Origin of the sequence: Streptomyces sp. NBC_01506, from assembly GCF_045040295.1 — a bacterium.
Taxonomy (GTDB): Bacteria; Actinomycetota; Actinomycetes; order Streptomycetales; family Streptomycetaceae; genus Streptomyces.
This window is the reverse complement of sequence record NZ_CP109422.1, coordinates 1697897-1719664: the sequence shown is the minus strand read 5'-3', so window position 1 is coordinate 1719664 and position 21768 is coordinate 1697897. Positions and strand designations below refer to the sequence as shown.

General features: G+C 71.1%; 21 protein-coding genes. 12 read left to right on the top strand and 9 right to left on the bottom strand.

Annotated elements, in window-relative coordinates; all coding sequences use genetic code 11:
* Positions 1-346: 346 nt before the first annotated feature.
* A complete protein-coding gene (gene erm, locus OG329_RS07235; RefSeq protein ID WP_405793499.1) occupies positions 347-1144 on the top strand; it encodes an ErmE/ErmH/ErmO/ErmR family 23S rRNA (adenine(2058)-N(6))-methyltransferase in 798 nt (265 codons plus the stop codon).
* A 15-nt stretch (positions 1145-1159) separates the two neighbouring features.
* Positions 1160-2362, top strand: coding sequence for a macrolide-inactivating glycosyltransferase (gene mgt, locus OG329_RS07230; protein ID WP_405793498.1), 1203 nt, complete (start codon positions 1160-1162; stop codon positions 2360-2362).
* Between the two features lie 106 nt (positions 2363-2468).
* Here mgt and OG329_RS07225 read toward each other — a convergent pair whose 3' ends face one another.
* Entirely contained in the window at positions 2469-4712 is a 2244-nt protein-coding gene (locus OG329_RS07225) for an MMPL family transporter (protein WP_405801693.1), read from the bottom strand.
* 560 nt (positions 4713-5272) lie between these two features.
* Here OG329_RS07225 and OG329_RS07220 point away from each other — a divergent pair.
* From OG329_RS07220 to OG329_RS07190, 7 genes are all read left to right on the top strand, one after another.
* A complete protein-coding gene (locus tag OG329_RS07220; RefSeq protein ID WP_405793497.1) occupies positions 5273-6481 on the top strand; it encodes a S8 family serine peptidase in 1209 nt (402 codons plus the stop codon).
* Positions 6482-6660: 179 nt separating this feature from the next.
* Entirely contained in the window at positions 6661-7215 is a 555-nt protein-coding gene (locus OG329_RS07215; protein WP_405793496.1) for a DUF1697 domain-containing protein, read from the top strand.
* The gene (locus OG329_RS07210) at positions 7208-7570 is read left to right on the top strand and encodes a DUF4440 domain-containing protein (RefSeq protein ID WP_405793495.1); all 363 of its coding nucleotides are present in this window, start codon (positions 7208-7210) and stop codon (positions 7568-7570) included. Before OG329_RS07215 ends, OG329_RS07210 begins: the two co-directional genes overlap by 8 nt.
* A 75-nt stretch (positions 7571-7645) precedes the next feature.
* The gene (locus OG329_RS07205) at positions 7646-7753 is read left to right on the top strand and encodes a putative leader peptide (protein WP_385800458.1); all 108 of its coding nucleotides are present in this window, start codon (positions 7646-7648) and stop codon (positions 7751-7753) included.
* A gap of 126 nt (positions 7754-7879) precedes the next feature.
* Entirely contained in the window at positions 7880-9079 is a 1200-nt protein-coding gene (locus tag OG329_RS07200; protein WP_405793494.1) for an LLM class flavin-dependent oxidoreductase, read from the top strand.
* Positions 9080-9198: 119 nt separating this feature from the next.
* Positions 9199-10569: an NtaA/DmoA family FMN-dependent monooxygenase gene (locus OG329_RS07195; RefSeq protein ID WP_405793493.1), complete on the top strand. Its 1371-nt coding sequence runs from the start codon at positions 9199-9201 to the stop codon at positions 10567-10569.
* A 14-nt stretch (positions 10570-10583) separates the two neighbouring features.
* Entirely contained in the window at positions 10584-11720 is a 1137-nt protein-coding gene (locus OG329_RS07190) for an LLM class flavin-dependent oxidoreductase (protein ID WP_405793492.1), read from the top strand.
* A gap of 82 nt (positions 11721-11802) precedes the next feature.
* Here OG329_RS07190 and OG329_RS07185 read toward each other — a convergent pair whose 3' ends face one another.
* From OG329_RS07185 to OG329_RS07170, 4 genes are all read right to left on the bottom strand, one after another.
* Positions 11803-12570: an ABC transporter ATP-binding protein gene (locus OG329_RS07185; RefSeq protein ID WP_405793491.1), complete on the bottom strand. Its 768-nt coding sequence runs from the start codon at positions 12568-12570 to the stop codon at positions 11803-11805.
* Positions 12546-13445, bottom strand: coding sequence for an ABC transporter permease (locus OG329_RS07180; protein WP_405793490.1), 900 nt, complete (start codon positions 13443-13445; stop codon positions 12546-12548). Before OG329_RS07180 ends, OG329_RS07185 begins: the two co-directional genes overlap by 25 nt.
* Positions 13442-14530 (bottom strand): ABC transporter substrate-binding protein, encoded by a 1089-nt coding sequence (locus OG329_RS07175; RefSeq protein WP_405793489.1) that lies wholly within the window; start codon positions 14528-14530, stop codon positions 13442-13444. The genes OG329_RS07180 and OG329_RS07175 overlap by 4 nt, the downstream gene beginning before the upstream one ends.
* A 249-nt stretch (positions 14531-14779) precedes the next feature.
* Entirely contained in the window at positions 14780-15979 is a 1200-nt protein-coding gene (locus tag OG329_RS07170; RefSeq protein WP_405793488.1) for a sulfite oxidase, read from the bottom strand.
* Between the two features lie 220 nt (positions 15980-16199).
* Here OG329_RS07170 and OG329_RS07165 point away from each other — a divergent pair, with 220 nt between their 5' ends.
* On the top strand, positions 16200-17198 hold the full coding sequence (locus OG329_RS07165; protein ID WP_405793487.1) for a ketopantoate reductase family protein: 999 nt from the start codon (positions 16200-16202) through the stop codon (positions 17196-17198).
* On the opposite strand, the gene OG329_RS07160 is transcribed toward OG329_RS07165, so the two are convergent.
* Positions 17179-17688 (bottom strand): GNAT family N-acetyltransferase, encoded by a 510-nt coding sequence (locus OG329_RS07160; RefSeq protein ID WP_405793486.1) that lies wholly within the window; start codon positions 17686-17688, stop codon positions 17179-17181. The two genes, OG329_RS07165 and OG329_RS07160, sit on opposite strands and share 20 nt — an antisense overlap.
* A 268-nt stretch (positions 17689-17956) precedes the next feature.
* Between OG329_RS07160 and OG329_RS07155 the strand changes: the two genes are divergently transcribed.
* Together OG329_RS07155 and OG329_RS07150 are read left to right on the top strand one after the other, a co-directional pair.
* Positions 17957-18559, top strand: coding sequence for a TIGR03086 family metal-binding protein (locus OG329_RS07155; RefSeq protein ID WP_405793485.1), 603 nt, complete (start codon positions 17957-17959; stop codon positions 18557-18559).
* Between the two features lie 89 nt (positions 18560-18648).
* Positions 18649-19269 (top strand): DsbA family protein, encoded by a 621-nt coding sequence (locus OG329_RS07150; protein ID WP_405793484.1) that lies wholly within the window; start codon positions 18649-18651, stop codon positions 19267-19269.
* 42 nt (positions 19270-19311) lie between these two features.
* Here OG329_RS07150 and OG329_RS07145 read toward each other — a convergent pair whose 3' ends face one another.
* Genes OG329_RS07145 through OG329_RS07135 form a run of 3 tightly spaced genes read right to left on the bottom strand, consistent with a single transcriptional unit; the run spans position 19312 to position 21762 of the window.
* Positions 19312-20079 (bottom strand): sirohydrochlorin chelatase, encoded by a 768-nt coding sequence (locus OG329_RS07145; RefSeq protein ID WP_405793483.1) that lies wholly within the window; start codon positions 20077-20079, stop codon positions 19312-19314.
* Positions 20080-20084: 5 nt separating this feature from the next.
* Complete coding sequence (locus OG329_RS07140) at positions 20085-20984, bottom strand: ABC transporter permease (RefSeq protein ID WP_405793482.1); 900 nt, start codon at positions 20982-20984, stop codon at positions 20085-20087.
* Complete coding sequence (locus tag OG329_RS07135) at positions 20971-21762, bottom strand: ABC transporter ATP-binding protein (RefSeq protein ID WP_405793481.1); 792 nt, start codon at positions 21760-21762, stop codon at positions 20971-20973. Before OG329_RS07135 ends, OG329_RS07140 begins: the two co-directional genes overlap by 14 nt.
* Between the last annotated feature and the right edge of the window lie 6 nt (positions 21763-21768).

Here is a 21768-nt window from a genome sequence, read left to right as displayed (position 1 = left end):
GGTGGACGTCTTACAGCGAGGTCGGAGCCGACGGGCCGATCTCTACGTCCGCGCGTGTTCCGGCGGCGGGAAATATCGGTTGTCCGAGACGATCCGGTTCGTCTAGCGTCCGGGGTATGGGTAGCAACTTCATGGCGATCGTAGAGACCGGCTCCGTCCGGGGTTCCGTCGCCGCCTTCACCCGGCTGCGGCGCGTCCCGGCGCCCTGACCGGTCCGGGGATCTTCGACCGCTGACTCGCCGTCGCCCCCGCGCGCACCGATCCATGATCCGTGCGCCGCCTCACCCTGCTCCGGTCAGGGCCTTCGTCTGCCCACGAAGCCCTTTCAGGAGACAGGACGCAGGTCATGGCCCGCAGCCAGCAGCACCGCCGATCCCGCACGCTCTCGCAGAACTTCCTCACCGACCGCGCCACCGCCGCCCGCGTCGTACGCGCCGCCCGCCCCGACCCCGCCGGGCTGCTGCTCGAAGTCGGCCCGGGGAAGGGCGCGTTGACCACCGCGCTCGCACCGCACTGCCGCGAGCTGCGCGCGTACGAGATCGACGCCGGGCTCGTCCCGGAACTGCGCTCCACCTTCGCCGCCGCACCCCATGTGCGGGTGTACGAGCGGGACTTCGTCACCGTACGCCCGCCGCGTGAACCCTTCGCCGTCGTCGGTAACGTGCCCTTCTCGCGTACCGCCGACATCGTCGACTGGTGTCTGCGCGCGCCCGCGCTGACCGACGCGACGCTCATCACCCAGCTCGAGTACGCCCGCAAGCGCACCGGCGACTTCGGACGCTGGTCGCTGCGGACGGTGGAGACCTGGCCGTACGTCGAGTGGCTGCTGCTCGGCCGCGTCGGACGCCGGGAGTTCCGTCCGGTGCCGCGCGTGGACGCGGCCATCCTGCGCCTCGAACGGCGCCCGCGCCCGCTGCTGCCCACCGCTCAACTCGCCGACTACCGGCGGCTGGTCGAGGTGGGCTTCTCCGGGGTCGGCGGATCGCTGTACGCGTCGCTGCGCCGGGCCGGCCACGCGCGGCGGCGGCTCGACGCGGCGTTCGAGACGGCGGGTGTCGACCGCACCGCGATCGTCGCGTTCGTGCCACCGGCGGCGTGGCTGACCCTGCACTTGAAGTTGAACGAGACGTCTCGTCTCGTTTGATGTTACGGTGTGGGCATGACGTCACCACACCGTGCCCATATCGCCATGTTCTCCATCGCCGCCCACGGGCACGTGAACCCGAGCCTCGAAGTCATCAGGGAACTCGTCGCCCGAGGGCATCGCGTCAGTTACGCCATCCCCGCCGCGTTCGCCGACAAGGTCGCCGGCACCGGCGCCGAGCCGGTGATCTACACGTCCACCCTGCCGATGGACGACGCCGACGCGTGGGGCACCGAGCTGATCGACAATCTGGAGCCCTTCCTCGCCGACGGGGTGCAGGCGCTGCCGCAACTGGCCGAGGCGTTCGAGAACGACCGCCCCGATCTCGTCATCAGCGACATCACGTCCTACCCGGCGCCGATCCTGGCCCGCCGCTGGGGCGTCCCGTACATCCAGCTCTCACCGAACCTGGTCGCCTGGGAGGGGTACGACGAAGAGGTCGCCGCCCCCCAGAACGCCCAGCTCGCCGGGTCCGAGCGCGGCCGGGCCTATCTCGCGCGCTTCCAGGCGTGGCTGGACGAGAACGGCATGGGCGTTCCCGTGGACCGGTTCGTCGCCCATCCCGATCGCGCGATCGTGCTGATCCCGAAGGCACTTCAGCTTTTCGCCGACCGGGTGGACGAGTCCGTCTACACCTTCGTCGGCGCGTGCCAGGGCGAGCGGGCCGACCAGGGGGAGTGGGAGCGGCCGGCGGGGGCCGAGAAGGTGCTGCTGGTGTCGCTCGGCTCGGCGAACACCAAACAGCCCGCCTTCTACCGAGAATGCGTCGAGGCGTTCGGTGGCCTGCCCGGTTGGCATGTCGTGCTCCAGATCGGCAAGTTCGTCGATCCGTCCGAGCTGGGTGAGATCCCCGGCAACGTCGAGGTGCATCCCTGGGTGCCTCAGCTCGCCATCCTTAAGAAGGCCGACGCGTTCATCACCCACGCGGGCGCCGGTGGCAGCCAGGAAGGGCTCGCGACCGGTACGCCGATGGTCGCCGTACCGCTGGCCGTCGACCAGTTCGGGAACGCCGACACGCTCGTCTCGCTCGGCGTCGCGCGGCGCCTTTCCATGGAGGAGGCGACGGCGAAGGCGCTGCGGGAGGCGGTCACCGGGCTCGTCGCGGACCCCGAAGTCGCCCGCAGGGGCGAGGAGATCAAGCGGGAGATGGCGAAGGAGGGCGGCACGCGCCAGGCCGCCGACATCATCGAGGCGGCGCTTCCGGCGACCGACTCCTGACGTACGGCACGCCGCCCGCACGCCGCACGCCGCACGCCCGGCCGGTCGAGACCGGTCGGGCGTACGGCGTATGCGTGTCCGAGGGATTGGGGAGTACGAGGGTGCGTCAGACCCGTACGGGATCGGGCTGTCCGCCCGCCTTCCGGCGGTCCTCACCACCGGCGTCGGACTGCTCCGCCGTCTCCACCTCCACCTCCGCGACGACCGACTCGTCGTGCGTCAGGTCCGGCAGCCACCGCAGCCAGGAGGGGAAGTACCAGTTGCGATCGTCCAGCAGCGCCATGACCGCCGGGAGCAGTACGCCCCGGATGATCGTCGCGTCGATCAGCACCGCCGCCGCCAGACCGACGCCCATCTGCTTCATCGACTGCATCGACAGCGTCCCGAAGATGGCGAACACCGCGACCATGATCACTGCCGCGCTCGTCACCACGCCCGCCGTCGTCACCACTCCGTGGGTGATCGCCTCACGGGTGGTGCGGCCCCGCATCCGCGCCTCGCGGATCCGGGACACCACGAAGACGTGGTAGTCCATCGACAGCCCGAAGAGGATCACGAAGAGGAACAGCGGCAGCCAGGAGATGATCGCCCCGACGCCTTCGGCGCCGACCAGCGACGCGCCCCAGCCGTGCTGGAAGACGATGGTCAGGATGCCGTAGGCGGCGCCTACCGACAGCAGGTTCAGCACGATCGACGTCACGGCGATCGTCAGTGACCTGAAGCAGAGCAGCATCAGTACGAAGGCGAAGATCACGACGAAGGCGAAGACGGGCGCCACGGCCCCGACGAGCTGGTCGTTGAAGTCCTTCGACCCGGCGACCTGGCCGGTGATCGGCGCCTCGACGCCGTCGACCGTGCCGAACGTGTCGGGTCGTACGGTGTCCCGCAGCAGCACCAGGCTTTTCTCGGCCCGGCTCTGGTCCGAGCCGCCGACCAGCGGTACCTCGATGATCGCGACGTTCTGCTTGTCGTGCGTGACGATCTCGACGGGCCCCTCCGAGGCCCCCGAACTGACCGCCCGCTCCCGGAAGTCGGCGAGTGCCTGCCGTACGGGCGCGGCGTTGATGTCGTCCGCCCGCACCACCACCTCGGCCGGCTCGGCGCCTCCCGGGAAGGCTTCGTTGACCCGCTCGTACGTCTGGACGATGGGCAGCGAGTCGCCGAACTCCTGGTCCAGCGTGAAGTTCTGCGTCTGCATGCCGACGGCCGGCAGGGCGATCGCGGCGAGCGCGCCGCCGGCCACCACCAGCGCGATCTTCGGCCGGCGCAGCACACCACCGAGCACCGCACGCCAGAACCGGCTCTCACCGGTCCCGCCACCGCCGGTCCCGCCACCACCGGCCGTGGCTCCGGCGGCGGCCGTCGCGCGTTGCTTCTTCGACTGCTTGAGGCGGTTCAGGAAGGGCACCCGGCCCCGCTCCACGCGGTCGCCGAGCAGTGACAGCAGCGCGGGCAGCACGGTCACCGAACCGACCATCGCCACCGCGACCACCATCAGCGAAGCCAGCCCCATCGACTTGAACTCGGCCAGCCCGGTGAACAGCATGCCCGCCATGGCGACACACACCGTCACACCGGAGACGACGACGGCCCGGCCGCTCGTCGCCGCCGCGATCCGCAGCGCCGTCTCGGCGTCGCGGCCGGCCTCGCGCTCCTCGCGCTCACGCCGCAGATAGAACAGGCAGTAGTCGACGCCGACCGCCAGACCCACCAGCAGCATCACGGAGTTGGCCGTGTCGCTCATCGGCATGACATGGCTGACCACGCCCATGAGCCCCATCGTCGCCATGATCGCGGTCAGCGCGAGCGCGATCGGCAGCAGCGCGGCGACCAGCGCGCCGAAGGCGATCAGCAGGATGCCCAGCGCCACCGGTACGGCGGAGATCTCCGCCTGCTTGAAGTCGTCCCCGAAGGCGTCGTCAAAGGTCTTGTTCATACTGGCGCCGCCGATCTCCGCGATCCGCAGCGTGTCCTTGTGCTCCTCCTGCACCCCCTCGACGGCCTTGAGCACCGGATCGATCCGCTCGCTCGAAGTCTCCGGATCGCCACGGATGTTGAAGCGCACGAGCGCGCTGCGCCCGTCCTTGGAGATGGTCTTCGTGTCGTACGGCGAGGCCACGTCAGCGACTTCGCCCGTACGCTCCACCGCCGCCTGGACCGCCGCGACCCCGGCGCGGAACTCCCTGTCCGTGGCGGACGTTGACGAGTCGACACCCTGGATGAGTACGGACTCACCCACCGGCTCCTTCAGACCCGCGTCCTCGATGATCCGCTCCGCCTGGCTGATCTCGCCGGACATCTGCTCGCTGTCCTTGACGTCGACCCGGCCCGCCGCCGAGCCAAGTCCCATGGCGAGTACGACGAACAGCACCCATACGGTCACCGCCGTCCACCGGTGCCGCGCGCTCCAGACCCCGGCACGCGCCGCGATTCCGCGCGGTGCGGGCGCCGCCCCCCGGCCCCGCCCGGACGGCGCGGCGCTGTCGCGTCCCCGTCCTTTGCCCCGTCGCCGTCTGTCTGTCGTCACCATCGCCGGTCCGTCCCCTCGGGCCTGAGAGCGGCCGTGCGCCGCGGTCTCCGACTCGAATTTATGGTCGGATTCCAGCCTTCTCGTCCTGCTCCCCGGTGACCTGAAGGGGGCCGGTTCTCCTTCTCGCGGGGTGGTCGCATCCCTGACAAGAGGGATGGAAGCCCCTTACAACTATCGGCCCGGGGAGGGAAATCGAGGGTGCGGTCCGAGTTGTGGGCGCATGGCCGGTTTCGTATTGAGCAAGGTTGTTTTCTAAGTCACAGCAGCCTGAGGGTCTTGATCTGGGCGCGACAATCGGCCAGGGTTTCGAACCAGCCCGCCGGAAGTTCTTCGTCCGGCGAGCTGTCCCCCCACACATGCTCACGAGGAGAACTCTCTTCATGACGATTCATAAGACGACTCATCGGCGCGCCACCCGGATGAGACTCACCGCGGCGATAACCGCCGTGGCGGCCGTGGCCGGTATCACCGCCTTCGCCTCCCCCACGGCGGGCGCGGTCACCCCCCTCGGCACGGTGTACGGCGCCGACGCCAAGGGCGCGGTCGTGGGCAGCTACATCGTGCTGCTGGACCAGAAGGCCGACAACAAGGACCTCGCCGCGCAGTACGGCGGGAAGCTCAACCGCACCTATACCTCCGCCCTCAACGGCTTCTCGGCCAGCGGCCTTTCGTCCACCGAGGCCAAGCGGCTCGCCGCCGACCCGGCCGTCTCCAAGGTCGTCCAGAACAAGAAGTTCTCGATCGACGCGACCCAGGAGAACCCGCCGTCCTGGGGTCTGGACCGGATCGACCAGACCGCGACCACCGGTGACAACGCCTACACCTACCCGGACAGCGCGGGCGAGGGCGTCACGGCGTACATCATCGACACCGGAGTCCGGGTCAGCCACGCCGACTTCGAGGGCCGCGCGTCGCTCGGCTTCGACGCGATCGACAACGACGACAGCGCCGACGACGGCCACGGCCACGGCACACATGTCGCCGGTACCGTCGCGGGCGCGTCGTACGGCGTCGCCAAGAAGGCGAAGATCGTCGCCGTCCGGGTCCTGGACGACTCGGGCAGCGGCACCACCGAGCAGGTCGTCGCCGGCATCGACTGGGTCACCGCGAACCACACCGGCCCGTCCGTCGCCAACATGAGCCTCGGCGGCGGCGCCGACCCCGCCCTCGACGAGGCCGTCCGCACGGCCATCGCCTCGGGCGTCACCTTCGGTGTCGCGGCGGGCAACGACAGCAGCGACGCCGGCGAGACCTCCCCGGCGCGCGTCGAGGAGGCCATCACGGTCGCCTCGTCCACCGTGGACGACCAGCAGTCGTACTTCTCCAACTACGGCCCGGTCGTGGACATCTACGCGCCGGGCTCCGACATCACGTCGACGTGGAACGACAGCGACACCGGCACCAACACCATCTCCGGTACGTCGATGGCGACCCCCCACGTCGTCGGCGCCGCCGCGGTGTATCTCGGCGGACACCCCGACGCCGCGCCGGCCGACGTCGCCACGGCCCTGACCGAGGGGGCCACGCCCGACGCCATCAGCGACGCCGACCCGAGCACCGCGAACAAGTTGCTGAAGGCCGTCGAGTAGCCGCCACAGGCTGACCGGCTGACGGCGCAGGACCGGCGGTCGCCGCGCTCTCCCCCACGGGGCGCGGCGACCGCCTTCCGCGTGCCGAAGCGGTGGGCCGAATTGGCGGTGGGCCGAAGCGCCATGTCGAAGCGGTATGCCGGAGCGGCCCGGACCGCCCGCCGACCTATCGTGGGCCCATGACGACAATCAGGTACGCGGCACTGCTGCGCGGCATCAATGTCGGCGGGAACCGGAAGGTACCGATGGCGGCTCTGCGCGACGTGCTCGCCGGCCTCGGCCACGGCGACGTCGCGACGTACCTCCAGAGCGGCAACGCCGTCTTCACCGACACCACCGGCGCCGACGAGTCCACGCTCGCCGCCGCGCTCGGCGACGCCATCGCGGAGAAGTTCGGCTTCGCCGTCGACTGTCTGGTGCGCGACGCCGCCTATCTGAAGGCCGTCGCCGACGCCTGCCCCTTCCCCGCCGCCTCGCTCCAGGGCAAACAGCTCCATGTCACCTACTTCTCCGAGCCGGTGGGCCCCGAACGCTTCGCCGCCATCGACCAGGAGGCGTACCTCCCCGAGGAGTTCCGGCTCGGCGACCGGGCGCTGTATCTGTACGTCCCCGACGGCCTCGGCCGCTCCAAACTCGGCGCGGCGCTGTCCAGTCCCCGTCTGTACCGGGGCACCATCGCCACCAGCCGCAACTGGAACACCGTCGTGAAACTGGTGGAGCTGACCCATGACTGAGTCGCCCGCGGTCGTCGCCGCCATCGAGGCCGAGCTGCGCCTCCTCGACCCGGTCGTCCGCTCGTCGGCGGAGCTGATCGGGGAACTGCTGCACCCGGAGTTCACCGAATTCGGCTCGTCCGGCCGGCGCTGGGACCGTGGGTCGATCATCGCCGCCCTGACCGCGCACGACGCGCCCGCCGCCAGGCCCGTCACGACGTCCGAGATGCGGGGCGTCGAACTCGCGCCGCACGTGGTGCTGCTGACCTTCGACACCGAGTACATGGGGCGCCGGGCGCATCGCAGTTCGCTGTGGCTGCTGACGGGCGGGCGCTGGCTCCTCTACTTCCACCAGGGCACGGTCGTCACGCCGTAGCCCCCCCCGCCCCGGTCCGTCCGTCCGTTCCGGGCGGCATTGTCGTGGACGGGGGTACGGCGTTACGGTGACGGCATGTACTCCCGGCGCCACATCGACCTGCTGCGCGTCGCCGGCGCGCTCTGTCCGGCGTACGGCGACGCCGCCACGCGGCACACGGCCCCACCGCGCACCGCCCTCTGACGCACCGCCCCCGCGGCTTCTTCCGGGGGTGACCGCTGTCCGGCGCGCGTGTCCATTTTGCCGAGTTCCCGTACTCCCGTACTCCCGTACTCCCGAACTCCCGGACAGCAGGAAGCGGTATCTCCCATGCCCGTGCCTCCCACACCCCTGTCTCCTCCGCCCCTCCATCTCGCCGTCGCACTCGACGGAGCGGGCTGGCATCCGGCCGCCTGGCGGGAGCCCGCCGCGCGCCCCGCCGAGCTGTTCACCGCCCGGTACTGGACCGATCTGGTGACCGAGGCCGAACACGGCCTGCTGGACTTCGTCACCTTCGAGGACTCCCTGAGCCTCCAGTCGTCGCGCCCCGACGGGCCGGACGGCCGTACCGACCGCGTGCGCGGCCGGCTCGACGCCGTACTGATCGCCGCCCGGGTGGCACCGGTGACGCGGCACATCGGGCTCGTCCCGACCGCGATCGTCACGCACACCGAGCCGTTCCATCTGTCGAAGGCGATCGCCACGCTCGACCATGTGAGCGGGGGACGGGCCGGGGTACGGGTCAGAGTCTCCGGTCGCGCCGACGAGTTCGCGCACGTCGGACGCCGCACCCCGCCCAGTACGCCGATCACGGCCGCCGCGATCGAGGAACTGTTCGCCGAGGCGGGCGACTACGTCGAGGTGCTGAGCAGGCTCTGGGACAGTTGGGAGGACGACGCGGAGATCCGGGACGTCGCCACGGGCCGCTTCATCGACCGCGCCAAGCTCCACTACATCGACTTCCAGGGCGCCGAGTTCAGCGTCAAGGGCCCCTCCATCACACCGCGCCCGCCGCAGGGCCGGCCACCCGTCGCCGCGCTGGCGCACGACACCGTGCCGTACGAACTGGTCGCCGCAGCCGCCGACATCGGCTTCGTCACCCCGCGCGACGCCGACGACGCCCGCGCGATCGTCGCCCGGATCCACCACGCGCGGGCGGCGGCGGGCCGCGCCGACGAGCCGGTGCACATCTTCGGCGACCTGCTCGTGTACCTGGACGACGACCCCGGTGCCGCCGCCGACCGCCGGGCCCGACTGGACGAACGGGCGGGCGCCCCGTACACGAGTGACGCCCCCGTCTTCTCCGGCACCCCCGCCGAACTGGCCGACCTCCTCCAGGAGGGCCGGCAGGCCGGACTCACCGGCTTCCGGCTGCGGCCCGCCACCCTGCCGCACGACCTGGAGCGGATCACCCGCGCGCTGGTGCCCGAGCTGAGCCGGCGGGGCGCCTTCCGTACGGCCTACGGGGCGGACACCCTGCGCGGACTGCTCGGCCTGCCACGCCCGGCCAACCGGTACGCGGCGGCCTGAGCGCGCCCGCCTGAGCGCGCCCGCCTGAGCGCGCCCGCCTGAGCGCGCCCGCCTGAGCGCACCCGCACGCCAGACCTTTCCCGGACTCCTGACCCGTACGAGTCGAAGGACGCCCCGCCATGAGCAAGCCCGTCAAGCAGATCCATCTCGCCGCCCACTTCCCCGGCGTCAACAACAGCACCGTATGGAGCGACCCGGCGGCGGGCAGCCAGATCGACTTCAGCTCCTTCACCCACTTCGCCAGGACCGCCGAGCGCGCCAAGTTCGACTTCCTCTTCCTGGCCGAGGGGCTGCGGCTGCGCGAGCAGAACGGGGAGATCTACGACCTGGACGTCGTCGGGCGCCCCGACACGTTCACCGTCCTGAGCGCGCTGGCCGCCGTCACCGAGAAGCTGGGCCTCGCGGGCACGGTCAACTCCACCTTCAACGAACCGTACGAAGTGGCACGGCAGTTCGCCTCGCTCGACCATCTCTCGGCGGGGCGGGCCGCGTGGAACGTCGTCACCTCCTGGGACGAGTTCACCGGCCAGAACTTCCGGCGCGGCGGATATCTCGCGCAGGAGGACCGCTACGAGCGCGCCAAGCAATTCCTGGCCGCCGCCTGGGAGTTGTTCGACTCCTGGCAGGGGGACGAGATCATCGCCGACAAGGAGTCCGGCCTGTTCCTCGCCCACCCCGACCCGGGCGGATTCGACCACCACGTACGGCAGTTCGACATCAGCGGCCACTTCGACGTGCCGCGCGGACCGCAGGGCCGGCCGGTCATCTTCCAGGCCGGCGACTCCGACGAGGGCAGGGAGTTCGCGGCGTCGGCCGCCGACGCGATCTTCACCCGGCACGGCACCTTCGAGTCAGGGCGGGCCTTCTACACCGACGTCAAGGGCCGCCTCGCCCGCCACGGCCGCTCCCACGACGAGCTGAAGATCCTGCCCGGCGTCACCTTCGCGCTCGGCGACACCGACGCCGACGCGAGGGAGAAAGCGGCCGTCATCCGCCGCCGGCAGGTGAGCGGACAGACCGCGATCCGCCTGCTCGAACAGCTCTGGAACCGCGACCTCAGCTCCTACGACCCCGACGGGCCGCTGCCCACCGCCGATCCGCTCCCCGGCGAGAACACGGTCGCGCGCGGGCGGGCGAGCGTACGGATGCACCGCGACCCGCTCGCCACGGCCGCGCGCTGGCGCGCCCTGGCGGCGGAGAAGGACCTCTCGATCCGGGACCTGATCATCGAGGTGACGGGGCGTCAGACCTTCATCGGCTCCCCGGCGACCGTCGCCGCCGCGCTCGACGACTTCGTACAGGCCGACGCGTGCGACGGGTTCATCCTGACGCCCCATCTGACACCCGGCGGGCTCGACGAGTTCGCCGACACGGTCGTCCCGCTGCTCCAGGAGCGGGGCGTGTTCCGTACGGAGTACGAGGGCGACACCCTGCGCGACCACCTGGGGCTGCGCACTCCCGTACCCGCCGGCCGGCCCGCCTCCCACTGACAAGGAGCACCACCGTGCCCACCACCCGTACCCCGCTCGCCGTCCTGGACCTCGTGCCGGTCTCGTCCGGATCCACCCCCGGCCAGGCGCTGCGCAACAGCATCGACCTCGCCCAGCAGGCCGAACGGCTCGGCTACACCCGGCACTGGTTCGCCGAGCACCACCTCAACCCCGGCGTCGCGGGCACCTCCCCGGCGGTCGTACTCGCCCTCACCGCCGCCGCCACCTCCACCATCCGGCTCGGCTCCGGAGCCGTACAACTCGGCCACCGCACCGCCCTGTCCACCGTGGAGGAGTTCGGGCTGCTCGACGCGCTGCACCCCGGCCGGTTCGACCTCGGACTCGGCCGGTCCGGCGGCAAGTCGGAGTCGGCGACCCCCGCCCCGGTGCCGGAGCAGGTGACCCCCGTCGTGGACGGCCGCACACCGAACGGGCTGCGCATCCCGGCCCGGTTCTCCTTCGCGAGCCTGCTGCGCTCCCCGCGCTTCGCGCTGCACCGCAAGCTGCTCCAGCAGCCGGGCGCCGAATCGCAGCCGTACGACGAGCAGATAGCCGACATCCTCGCGCTGCTGGCCGGCACCTACGCCACCGCCGACGGCGTCGAGGCGCACATCGTGCCGGGGGAGGGAGCGGACGTTCAGGTGTGGATCCTGGGCAGCAGCGCCGGGATCAGCGCGCAGGTGGGAGGCGCCAACGGCCTGCGGTTCGCGGCGAATTACCACGTCAGCCCGGCGACGGTGCTGGAGGCCGCGGAGGGGTACCGGGCGGCGTTCAAGCCGTCCGCCGAGCTGGAGCGGCCGTATGTCAGCGTGTCGGCGGACGTCGTCGTCGCCGACGACGAGGCCACCGCGCGCGAGCTGGCCACCGGTTACGGCCTGTGGGTACGCAGCATCCGCAGCGGCGAGGGCGCGATCGCGTTCCCCACGCCCGACGAGGCCCGCGCGCACCGCTGGAGCGCGGCGGACCGGGAGCTGGTCGCCGACCGGACACAGACGCAGTTCGTCGGCTCACCCGCGAGCGTCGCGGACCAGTTGGAGGTCCTGCGGGACGCGACGGGGGCCGACGAACTGCTGATCACCACGATCACCCACGACCACGCGGACCGGGTGCGCAGCTACGAGCTGCTGGCGCGGGAGTGGGCGCGACGGTGACCTGGCGGGCGGTTCTGTCCTCAAGCGCCGGACGGGCTGCGGGTTCTGTCCTCAAGCGCCGGACGGGCTGCGGGTTCTGTCCTCAAGCGCTGGACGGGCTGGATTGGTCGACCCCCAGCTCCGCCAGCAGGCGCTCCCGTAGCGCCGCGTACGCCGCGCTGCCGTGAGTCCGAGGTGCGGGCAGAGCCACCGGGATGTCCGCAGCGATGCGGCCCTCGGCGAGGACGACCACCCGGTCCGCGAGGACGATCGCCTCGTCCACGTCGTGCGTCACCAGCAGGACCGCCGGCCGGTGCTTGGCGCACAGCTTGCGCAGCAGGACATGCATCCGGATTCGGGTCAGCGCGTCCAGCGCGCCGAACGGCTCGTCGGCGAGCAGCAGTCCGGGTTCCCGTACGAGCGAACGGGCCAGTGACACCCGCTGCTGCTCACCGCCGGACAGTTCGACGGGCCACGCCTTCTCCCGTCCCGCCAGGCCGACTTCGGCGAGCGAGGCCCGGCCGCGCTCCACCGGATCGGGTCCGTCGAGACCGAGGACGACGTTGTCGAGCACCCGCTTCCAGGGCAGCAGCCGCGCGTCCTGGAAGACGACGGACACCGGCTCGGGGGAGCTGAGTTCGCCGGAGCCGGTGACATCGTGGTCGAGACCGGCGAGCGCGCGCAGCAGCGTGCTCTTGCCGGAGCCGCTGCGGCCCAGCAGGGCGACGAACTCCCCGGCGCCCACGGTGAGTTCGAGGCCGTCGAGGACATTACGGTCACCGAAGGAGCGGACCAAGTTGGTGATCCGTACGGTGCCGGGCTGCGGATCCGTCAGGTGGTCGGCGGTCAGCCCGCCAGTGTGCGTCGCCATGACAGCGTCCTCCGTTCGACGAGACGTACCAGCGCGTCCGAGAGCAGGCCCAGCAGCCCGTACACGACCAGGCCGACGATGATGACGTCGGTCTGCCCGTACGTCCGGGCCAGCTCCATCATGTAGCCGATCCCGCTGGTGGCGTTGACCTGCTCGACCACCACCAGCGCCAGCCAGGCGCCGGTCACGGCGAACCGCATGCCCAGCAGGAATCCGGGCAGCGCGCCGGGCAGTACGACATGGCGCAGGAAGGCCGTACGGCTCAGCCGCACCGTCTCGGCCAGCTCGACATAGCGGTTGTCGATGGTGCGCAGTCCGTTGTGCGTATGGATGTAGACGGGGACGAAGACGCCCAGGGCGATCGTGATGACCTTCATGGACTCGCCGATGCCGAACCACAGGATCAGCAGCGGGATCAGGGCGAGGGACGGGATGGCCCGCTTGATCTGCACCGGGCCGTCGATCACCCCTTCGGCGATCCTGCTGAGCCCCGAGACGAGCGCCAGCAGCAGACCGGCCGCGACGCCGAACAGCAGCCCGAGCGCGGCGCGTTGGGCCGAGGTGGCGAGGTTGGACTGGAGCCGGCCGTTCTCGATCAGATCGCCCGCCGTCGTCACCACGGTCCAGGGGGCCGAGAGATTACGGGCGTCGATCAGGCCGGTGGCGGAGCCGGCCGCCCAGACGGCGAGCAGCAGCAGGGGGCCGAGTGCCCAGCCGTACGGGACGGGGCGCCCGAGACCGAGCCGGCGGCGCGCGAGCCGCCGGGCGCCGCGCGACTCGCGCGCGGTGCCGGGGCCGCCGTCCGCTCCGTCGTCCGTCGACTCCGTCAACTTCGCCTTGATCAGGGTGATTTCCTCGGCTGCTTCGGTGGTCATGATCCGGCTCCCGTCTTGGCTCCGGTGTCGGCGGCGGTGCCCGCGATCGCTTCCGCCCCGACCTTCTCGAAGCGGCGGTCGAACAGGATCTCCGTGTCGAACGGCTCCTGGTCCGTCTCCTTCGCCAGCAGGTCCACCGTCTTCTGCTGATTGGCGATGGCATCGGTCCAGTCGTCCGGGATGGCGGGGTGCCCACCGTGCTCGACCAGATACTCGCCGTCCTCGCGCGAAAGCCCCTGGTCCTTCACGTAGTAGCCCTCGATCCACTCCTCGGGGTGCGTGTCGATCCAGACCTCCGCCTCGGCCCAGTACGTGACGAACTCCCTGATGGCGGCGGCCTTCTGAGGGTCACTCACCGAAGCGGTCGGCACCCAGAGATGACCCGGGTCGTCCCGCAGCCCGTGCGGGATCGTCTTGCCGCCGTCCTTGCCGTACTTCGCCGTGTAGCGCTTGATGTTGACCCCGCCCAGCGGTGCGGCGTCGACCTGACCGCCGCCGAGCGCGGTCGGATAGACGTCACCGGTGCTCGGCAGCTCCACCAGCTTCACCTCGCTCTTGGAGAGCCCCGCCTTGGCCAGGATGCGCAGGACGAGCGCGCCCTGCGCCTGGCCGGGGCTGTACGCGATCCGCTTGCCGCGCAGATCCGCGAGGCTGTCGATGCCGGCGCCCGGCGCGACGCCCAGCTCGTATATCGGGTCCTTGATCGGATCCGTACGGAACGCCGCGGCCACCAGTTTGGTGTCGAGCCCGGTCCAGTGGGCGTGGATCGACGGGATCTCGGCCGCCGAGCAGACATCCAGGGAATTGGCGCGGAACGCCTCGGAGCACTGCGGACCGCCGCTGAGATTGGCCCACTTCACCTTGAAGGGGAGCTTGTCGATCTGTCCGGACAGCTTGAGAGCCACCTGGATCTCGGGGCTGCCGATCGTGATCTCGGTGTCCGGGTCCACCGTCTCCGGGATCTCCACGTCGGCGAGATCCTTCGAGGACGCGGTGGTGGTGGCGGTGTTGTCGGCGCAGCCGGTGAGCACGGCCGAACTGATCAGGACGGTGGCGAGCAGGGCGGCACGGAGTGCTCTGGACATGTCTGTTCCCGGGTTCTCTGAATTGCTGGGGCCGTCGCGGAATGGGGCGGTGAGGTCAGCTACAGAGGGCGGTGGAGACGCGCATCAGATCGACGGCGCGTCGTTTGCTCAACCGCTGGGAATGGGACATGTGCGCGAAGCTAGCGGCGTGACGAAGCCCCGAGCAAGGGGCCCGGTCCGAATATGCGATACGGCAACAAGGGCTTCGTACCGCCGCTATACGCCCGACACAGAACACGACGGCCCAGGTCAGCTCACCGTGACCGGGACCCTGATCATCGCGTCGAACAGGTAACCCTGTGTGTTCGGCACCGAGCGCTCGGGCTGCGTGTTCCCCGCCGTGTCCGTGGCGCGCGCCAGAAGGTGCGTCTGCCCGGCCGTCCGCGGCTGCCAAGGGGCGTACCAGCGAACCCAGTTGTTACGGCGCGGGGTGTCCCGCAGATGGGCCCGCTGCCAGCGGCCCCCGCCGTCGGTGCTGAACTCGACCTGACGCACCGGCGCGTGGGCCGACCAGGCGCGGCCGGTCAGCCGGTGGGTGCGCCCGGCGGACAGCACGGTGCCCGGCGCGAGTTCGAAACCGGACTTGATGGTCTGCCGGGTGAGCGGGGCGCTGCCCCCGGGCGGGTAGGACGGGCCGAACAGCCGGTAGAAGTCGGTGTTCCAGGGCGAACTCAGCGGCTCGGCGCTCACCTCGATGTCGCCGAGCCACTTGATGGAGGCGATCCCCACCCAGGACGGTACGACGACCCGTACCGGATAGCCGTGGTCGTACGGCAGCGGCTCGCCGTTCATCTCGTACGCGAGGATCACGTCGTCCAGGGCCTTCGCCACCGGCAGCGGGCGGCGCACCCGGCCCAGGTTCACGCCCTCGGTGACGTAGTCGGCGTCCAGTCCGCGCGGCATCACGTCGACCGCGTGCGCGCCGACCCCGGCCTGACGCAGTACGTCCGAGAGCCGCACGCCGCGCCAGCGGGCGACGCCGATCGCGCCGAGCGTCCAGGCGGTGCCGGAGGCGGCGTCGCCCTGCTGGGAGGTGTAGAAACTGCGGCCGTTGCCCGCGCACTCGACGGCCACGTCGCGGGTGACGGAGGGAAGCCGGCGCAGTTGGTCGTACGTGAAGCGGGCCGGGCCGCCGCGCAGACCGCTGCCCCACACCGTCAGGCTCCAGGAAGCCGCGTCCAGAAGGGGAGTTGACGTGTGGTTGCGGACGAAGAAGCGCTCCACGGGGGTGTGGAGGCCGGTGTCGCCCAGGGCGGCGAAGTTGGCCTCGGCGTTGGTGCCACGGATGGTGAACAGCTCGGGCGGCAGCGGCTTGACGATGCCGGGAGCGGCGCGTGGCGCGGGTGTCGTGGGTGTGGCGGTGGCGGTGGCGGGTGTGGCGGTGGCGACCTGGGCGGCCACCGGGGTGGCGGCGAGCAGCTTCAGCACGGAACGGCGAGCAGGGGTCATCGCATAACTCCTTGGAGGAGGGGAGGTACGGGAGACGGAGACGGGAGAACAGGCGTCAGCGACAACAACAGCGGCGCGGCGAGAAGCGCGACATGACAGCCATGGGGGGAATCGTAGACGCGGCGCCCCGGCCGGGGCAGCTTTTTCCCGCACCAGGTCACACGACTGCGGATCTATGCTCGACACGAATCGGACCTTGGTCGAACGGAACGGAGTCGAGATGCGCTACATCATCATCGGGGCGGGTGCCGTCGGCGGCAGCATCGGCGGCCGGCTCGCCGAGTCGGGCCACGACGTCGTCCTCGTGGCGCGTGGCGCGCACCACGCCGCCCTGCGCGAACACGGCCTCAGGCTCACCACACCCGACGGCACCCGCGTGCACCGCCTGCCCGTGGTCGAACGGCCCGACGAACTCGAACTGCGCCTGGACGACGTTCTGTTGCTGTCGGTGAAGACCCAGGACAGCACCGCCGCGCTGGACGCCTGGGCCGCGCGGCCGGTGGCCGGTGGCGGGAGCGCCGGTCAGACGCTTCCGCTGGTGTGCGCGCAGAACGGGGTGGAGAGCGAACGGCTCGCCCTGCGCCGCTTCCGGCAGGTGTACGCCATGTGCGTCTGGCTCCCCGCGACCCATGTCGAGCCGGGCGTCGTCTCGGCCGGAGGCACCCCGTACACCGGCACCCTCCATCTCGGCCGCTACCCCTCGGGCACCGACGAGACCGCCGCCCGGATAGCCGCCGACCTGGAGAAGTCGCGCATACTGGCGCCGGTCGTGCCGGACGCGATGCGCTGGAAGTACGGCAAGCTGATCGCCAACCTCGCCAACGCGGTGGAGGCGGTCACCGGCCGCATCCTCGCCGACGAGGCCCGTGACCTCACCGCCCGCACGCTCGCCGAGGGCCGCGCCGTACTCGCCGCCGCCGGTGTCGAGGCCGTGACCGGGGCGGAGCAGGACGAGGTCCGGAGCCGGATGAGCTTCGACCCGTACGCCGTACCGGAAGGCGGCGGCGGCTCGTCCTGGCAGAGTCTGAGCCGGGGCACCGGCACGATCGAGACGGACTACCTCAACGGCGAGATAGCCCTGCTGGGGCGGCTGCACGGGGTGCCGACACCGATCAACGAGACCCTTCAGCGCGTCGCCAACACCTTCGCCCGCGAGCACCGGCCGGCGGGGTCCCTGCCGATCGGCGAACTGCTGCGGATCATCGACGCCGGTGCGTGAGATGGCGCGTGACGCCGCCGCCGTCCTCCGCGATGTCCCGCACCCGCGTGTATCCGAGCCGCGCGAGCAGTGCCAACGAGGGCGCGTTCCGCGCGTCGACGGTGGCATGGACCTCGGCGAGAGCGAGGGTGTCGTGCCCGTACGCGGTGAGCGCCACGGCCAGTTCGCGGCCGAGCCCCTGGCCCTGGAGGTCCGGCGCCAGCGCGTAGACCAGCTCATGACCGTCCAGCCAGGGCTCCGGCGACGGTTTGATCTCGGCGTGGCCCGCGTAGCGGCCGACGTGCCGTACGGCCCACACGTCGAACCGGTTCGACGGATACACGTCGGTGAAGACCCGGCCGAACAAGGCCCGGTCGGCCGCCTCGCTCTGCGGCCCGTCGCCCATCCAGCGGGACACCCGGGTGTCCTGGAAGAGCGCGACGAAGTCGTCCTCGTCGGCGGGGACGTACGGGGACAGTGTCAGGCGCTCGGTACGCAGATCGGGGGTCACGGTCCCGGAGGCTAGGCCCTGTCCGGCGGATCTTCGGGGGTCCGGGACGCCTGGCACGGCACCTCCCCGCGTTGTCGGAGTCATCCAAGTACGTCCAGTACGAGGATGATCCTCCGCCTTGCGATGCACCGCACCAGCCGCCCCGGCCTGATCCCCGAAGATCCGCCGGACAGGACCTAGGTGTGGCAGTGCGCGAGCCGCAACCGGCTTTGCGACCTGTCGCCTTTCTTCAAGACCGGCGCGCGGGGCCATTCCTACCGTGGGAATCATGAACAGCGACACGAACAGCGACACGAGCAACCCCGTCAACACCGTGTACCCGGCGATGCGCGAGTGCGCCGCCGAGGCCGCCCGGATCGCGGGGCACGTACCCGCCGACCGGCTCGCCGACCCCACACCCAGCGCGGACTGGGACGTCCGCGCCCTGGCCAACCACCTGGTGCTCTACACCTCGCACGGGCTCGAACACCGGGCGCGGCGCACGGAGATGTCCGAGACCCTCACCGCGCGCGACTTCACGGCCGACGCGGACTGGCCCGAGCGCTACCGGACCGCACTGGACCGTGCCGTCGCGGCGTGGGCCGATCCCGCCGTCTGGGAGGGCGGCACAGGGGACAGCCCGGCGGTCTCCGTCGGCACCCTGATGACCCTCGAAATGGCGTTGCACGGCTGGGAGTTGGCGCGGGCCACCGGCCAGGAGTTCCATCTCTCCGAGGACGCGGCGGCGTTCGTGCACGGCGTCGTGGACGAGTACGCCGAGATGTACCGGAAGTACGACGGCTTCGCCGAGCCTGTCGCGGTCCCGCCGACGGCTGACACCTTCACCCGCGCCCTCGCGGCGAGTGGCCGCGACCCGCGCTGGACGGCCTGACCGCGAGACACGAGCCCCGCGAAGTGGCCCACCTGATCGCCATACGAATGGCCCGCAGGGCGAGGCCACCGCCGGGCTAGCCTCTGGGCATGAGTGATCAGGAACACCGCACCACCGTCGACTTCTACTTCGATCCCGCCTGCCCCTTCGCCTGGATCACCTCCCGCTGGATGCTGGAGGTCGAACGGCAGCGACCGCTCGACCTGCGTTTTCATGTGATGAGCCTCTATCTGCACAACGTCGGCAACGAGCTGCCCGACTGGTATCGCGATCTGGTGGACCGCTCCATCGGTCCGGTGCGGGTCGCCGTGGCCGCCGCGCAGCGGCAGGGGGACGGGGTGCTGCGGGATCTCTACACCGCACTCGGTACCCGGATCCACGAGCGGAAGCAGGAGGACTTCGACGCGGTGGTCGCCGAGGCGCTGGCCGAGCTGGAGCTGCCCGCCGCTCTCGCGGGGGCCGCGCACGACCCGTCGTACGACGAGGCCGTGCGCCGCAGCCATGACGCGGGCAGGGATCCGGCCGCAGGCGCGTACGTGGGGACGCCGACCATCCATGTCGACGGGGCCGTCTGGTTCGGGCCGGTTCTGCGGGCGATTCCGCGTGGCGAGGACGCGGTCCGTGTCTTCGACAGTTTTCGGGTCCTCGCCACGCACCCGGACTTCTTCGAGCTGAAGCGCAGCCGCACCGGTGGCCTCGACTTCGGATGAGCGCGCTGGACGGTCTGCGTGCCGCCGGTGCGGTTCGGAACGTCACGCCGACAGCGCGGCGACCTCCCTGGCCGCCCGCGCCGACTCGTAGCGCCGCACCAGCAGCCGCGCCAACTCCGGTGCGGGGCCCAGGACATCGGCCAGCACGTCCGCGCCCGCCTCGTGCGCGCCGCGCGCGATGCGGTCGGGCAGGCGGCCGGGCGCGATCACGTACGGGGCCACGGCCACCCGACGTACTCCCTGCGCCCGCAGCTCGCGCACGGCGTCCTGCGTGCGCGGCAGGGCCGCGGAGGCGAACGCGGGCCGCACGGCACACCAGCCGGTGCGCCGCCACTCCCGCGCGACATGAGCGATCACCGCGATCGCCTCCGGGTCGGAGGAGCCCGCCGAGGCCAGTACGACCCCGGTCGAGCCCTTGTCGCCGGGCCCGAGCCCGGCCTCGTACAACCGGCGCTCCAGCGCCTGCGTCAGCAGTGCCGACGGGCCGAGGACATCGGCCTGTCGTACGTGGAGCCTGGGCAGCCTCGTGCGGGCCTCGTGCAGTACGGCCGGGATGTCGGACTTGGCGTGGAAGGCGCGCGTCAGCAGCAGCGGGAGCGCCACCACGTCCCGTACGCCCTCCGCGTCCAGCCTCTCCAGCACGCGGGGCACGGACGGGGTGTTGAAGTCCAGGAAGCCCGCCTCGACCCGTAGCCCCGGCCGCAGCGCGCGCACCCGGCGCAGCAGCGCGTGCACCGTCGCGGCGTGCCGGGGGTCGCGGCTGCCGTGCGCGACGACGACGAGGACGGGTCGGCCGGGGTTACGGGGCACGGGTGTCAGCTCCTGACCAGGAGACCGCGGCTGCGCAGGACGCGGCGCTCCAGGGGCGAGAAGAACAGCAGGTCGATGCCGATGCCGACGATCAGGATGAGGATGATCGTGGCCAGCACACCGGACATGTCGCTGTAGGTGCGGAAGTTCTCCATGAGCTGGCCGAGTCCCGTACCGAGGTCCGGCGAGCTGGCGATCAGCTCGGCGGCCATCAGCGACCGCCACGAGAACGCCCAGCCCTGCTTCAAGCCTGCCAGATAGCCGGGCAGCGCCGCCGGCAGCAGGACATGCCGGATGCCGTTGACACCGGTCGCGCCGATGGTCCGCCCGGCACGCAGATACAGCGGCGGGATCTGGTCGACGCCCGCCACCAGACCGTTGGCGATGGACGGTACGGCTCCGAGCAGCACCACCGCGTAGATCGTCGCGTCGGTCAGGCCGAACCAGATGATCGCCGCGGGCACCCACGCCACGGACGGCAGGGACTGGAGGCCGGACAGGATCGGACCGATCGCGGCCCGTACCACCTTGACCCGCGCGACCAGCAGCCCGAGCGGCGTACCGATGGCGACGGAGACGGCGAAGCCCAGCGCGCCCCGCGAGATACTGGTCCAGATATAGCCGAGCAGCGTGCCGTCCAGCCACATCTTCTCGATGGAGCGCCAGACGTCGAGCGGCCCCGGCAGTACGTAGTCGGGCTTGAGGTCGGACGCGGCGGCGAGCTGCCAGGCCGTGATCACCAGGACGACCGCCACGAGTGGCGGGACGATCTTGGAGAGCAGGACGCTGCCCAGCGACACCCGCTCGGCGGTCCTGGTCTCCAGCGCGTCCAGGCCGGCCTCCAGGCCCGCCAGGTCCTCCTTGGACACCTTCGTGTCCGGCGCGTCGGAGTCAGTGCTGGCCATGTCGGCGGATCTCCCCACGCAGCTCCTCGGTGATCTCCACCGACAGGTCCGCCACCGCGGCGTCCTCGATCCGGCGCGGCTGCGGGATGTCGATGCGCCACTCCCGCGCGATCCGCCCCGGCCGGGACGACATCAGCACCACGCGCTCCGCCAGCCGCACGGCCTCGCGCACGTTGTGCGTGACGAAGAGGACCGACACGTTCGTCTCGGCCCAGATCCGGGTCAGCTCCTCGTGCAGCACATCGCGCGTGATGGCGTCGAGCGCGGCGAACGGCTCGTCCATCAGCAGCAGTTGGCTGTCCTGTGCCAGCGCGCGGGCCAGCGCGACCCGCTGGCGCATACCGCCGGACAGCTCGTGCACCCGCTTGCCGTACGCGCCCTTGAGCCGTACGAGCTCCAGCAGCCGCTGGGCCTCGCCGCGCCGCTCCGCCTTGGGCATGCCCCGCATTTTCAGGGCGAGTTCGATGTTCTTGCCCGCCGTGAGCCACGGGAACAGCGCGTGCTCCTGGAACATCAGGGCGGGCCGGCCGCCGGGGACGTCGATGGACCCCGCCGACGGCAGGTCGAGCCCGGCGACCAGATTGAGCAGGGTGGACTTTCCGCAGCCGGACGCCCCCAGCAGGGTCACGAACTCGCCGGGCGCCACATCGATGCTGACGTCGTCCAGCACGAGCTGCCGGCCGCCGGGGCGGCCGAACGACTTGGACACATGGTCGAGACGGGTGGCGTACGTCTGTGTGTCGACCGTGGTGGCCTGCTTGACGAGAGTGGTGGCCATGAGTCG